At 47.3% G+C, this 2,713-nt stretch carries 3 protein-coding genes; 2 read left to right on the top strand and 1 reads right to left on the bottom strand.

The genetic code is table 11. The annotated features are described in order from the left end of the window. Window positions 1–299 (bottom strand): neutral zinc metallopeptidase (locus tag ACRCZA_RS08930; RefSeq protein ID WP_438674100.1); only part of this gene is annotated, 299 nt, incomplete at its 3' end. A gap of 264 nt (window positions 300–563) precedes the next feature. Here ACRCZA_RS08930 and ACRCZA_RS08925 point away from each other — a divergent pair. After that, window positions 564–2,054, top strand: a complete 1,491-nt coding sequence (locus ACRCZA_RS08925; protein ID WP_438674099.1) for a helicase HerA-like domain-containing protein — start codon at window positions 564–566, stop codon at window positions 2,052–2,054. 489 nt (window positions 2,055–2,543) lie between these two features. Beyond that, window positions 2,544–2,666 carry a hypothetical protein gene (locus ACRCZA_RS08920; protein WP_438674098.1) on the top strand — a complete coding sequence of 41 codons (123 nt, stop codon included), beginning with the start codon at window positions 2,544–2,546 and terminating at the stop codon, window positions 2,664–2,666. The last annotated feature ends 47 nt before the right edge of the window (window positions 2,667–2,713 follow it).

The raw sequence follows: 2,713 nt of genomic DNA, 5'->3' as shown, positions 1-2,713 counted from the left end.
GTCGTGCCGAGTATTGCCGCAACAAACTGGGCATTTTCATCTTGCGCGGCGGTATTACTCGCCGACGGTGACTGACTAAACCCCGCTTGATTACTCGGCTCTAGGGATAATCCGCCGGTAAAGTATTGAAACGCAAAATACAATCCGCCCAGTAACAATATCACTCGGCCCAACTTGGTTTTTAATAACCATGGCAATAACCGCAGCAGCAAGGCGCTAGGAACCCCCGCAGATGCCGCCATTGGCTGGCCACGCCGATCCTCAATATTGGAACTTTTATTGCTATCACGCCAACGCATCATTTCACCTCTCACCGAAGGGCGGCTCACTTAGCATACAGTGTAGACGCGATCCGGGTTAAACGTCAGCAAGCGATAATCACAAGATAACAACTTGTTACCAAACATAAATTGGGTCCTAAGCCGCCCAGCAAACAAATGTCATCACGTTGTTGACAGATCTGCCACTAAGACCAACAATCTATGAGGGATTTTGATACCCACACCATGATCCAAAGACCGTTGCGCTAGCTAATAGCCATTCCCCAAAAATAAGGACTGCGTGTGAATACTCTACTTGTCGGTAAAGGTGAGCAGCAGGTTCACCTCAATCTTAAATATGCCAACCGCCATGGACTTATCGCTGGCGCCACGGGCACAGGAAAAACAGTCTCTCTCATGAGCATTGCCGAAGGCTTTTCACGCCAAGGCGTGCCGGTTTTTATCACCGATGTCAAAGGCGATATTTCTGGCCTCGCGCTGGCGGGCACCCCCAACGACAAGCTGCTACAAAGAGCAAAAGATATCGGCATTGAAGATTATCAAAACGAAGCCAATCCAGTGGTGATTTGGGATCTCGCCGGCGAACAAGGTCATCCACTGCGAACCACCATCAGTGAAATGGGGCCAACCCTCCTAGGCAGAATTCTCGAGCTCAATGACACACAAAGCGGCATTTTAGATATTGTCTTTCAGCTGGCCGATGACCAAGGATTATTACTGCTTGATATCGATGACCTGCGCGCCATGCTGACCTTTGTCGCCGAACAGCGCCAAGAAGTGTCGGCCAAATATGGGTTGATCAGCGCCCAATCCCTCGCGGCCATTCAGCGGGCGCTATTAGGATTAACACGCGACGGTGGCCAAGACTTTTTCGGTGAACCGGCCCTCGCCCTCGATGATCTCATGCGCAGCCAACAAGGGCGCGGAGTCATTAGCTTACTCGCCGCCAACAAACTGATTTTAACCCCAAAACTATATTCTAGTTTTTTACTGTGGCTGCTTTCGGAGTTATTTGAAAATCTGCCCGAAGTGGGCGATCTGGATAAACCTAAACTGGTGTTTTTTATCGATGAAGCCCATCTGCTCTTTGAGGGGTGCCCACCGAGTTTATTAAAGCGGATTGAACAAATTATTCGGCTTATCCGCTCCAAGGGCGTCGGCGTCTATTTTTGCTCGCAATTCCCTGATGATATCCCTAATGAAATCCTAGGGCAGCTTGGCAATCGTATTCAACACGCGCTCCGAGCCTATACCCCAAGGGATCAAAAGGCGGTCAAAACCGCGGCAGAAACCTTTGTGACCAACCCCAAGCTCAACGTCACTGAGGTGATCTCCCAACTGGCCGTCGGTGAAGCCTTAGTCTCGATGCTTGCCGATAAGGGGGTGCCAACTATGGTAGAACGCGCCCTCATTGCACCGCCGCGGTGTCGTATGGGGCCAGCGTTGCCTAACGAATTACAACAAATTCGCGCCCAAAGTCCCATTGGCACGCAATATGACAACACCATCAACCGCGAATCCGCCCATGAATTGCTTCATAAAAGACATTCCAAGGACGAAACAGCACTCCCCACCTCAGCCCAAACTTCCGGCGCCAGTGCCAAAGATGAGGCACAAGGTTGGTTTAGCGAACTTATTTTTGGTAATAAACGCCGCCAAGGTTTAGCTGAAACGTTATCCAAGCAGGCCGCTCGCACTGTAGGGAGCCAATTAGGAAAACAAATTATTCGGGGCATCTTAGGTGGAATATTAGGCAAGTCATCGCGCAGATAATCACTATCCACCATGGCGAACTACTGCGCGGTTATGCGCCTGTGAGCTTATGCGTTAGTGCGCTTATACGTTAGTGCATTAGTGCGTTAGTACGTTAATGCGTTAATGGTTAGCGCGTTGCCCATTTGCTCACGAAAACTCAATAACGGCAGGAGAGATGATGCGATATTGCCGTTTGACTGTCATAGCAAAAACCGTGGCCGTTATCGCATGTTTTATAGATTACTTAATACTAGCATTAGTATGAATTATTCTAAGGTACGGGTAGATCCTAATGCGAACTTCAGTGATAAGATTATTCCGACAGCAACGCTTAGAGAGGTAAGCAAATTCAAGTAAATTACCAATGATTTTAGATAGTTGTGATTTAAAAATGTTGTAATTTAAAATGGCACATTTCGCTTCAATCAGAACATCATGCTACTGGTTTTACCCCTAAGGTTTACATGATTAACCTGATGAACGACCACAAGGTACATGGAGTTAGCTATGAGTAAAGAGCAAAAAAATCGCAAAGAAACCAAGAAAAAACCGTTAATGTCTGCCAAAGAAAAAAGAGCAGCCAAGCACGCTAAAAAAGCGTCTAAGGGTTTCTTAGAAAATACTAAATAAAGTTAATGGTTAATTTAAGGTGCGCATTAAGATTTAACGGATCGAAT

It is taken from the genome of Shewanella sp. (genome assembly GCF_051658185.1).
GTDB lineage: Bacteria > Pseudomonadota > Gammaproteobacteria > Enterobacterales > Shewanellaceae > Shewanella.
Note: the sequence above shows the minus strand (reverse complement) of the source record. Positions and strands in the feature narration are given on the sequence as shown.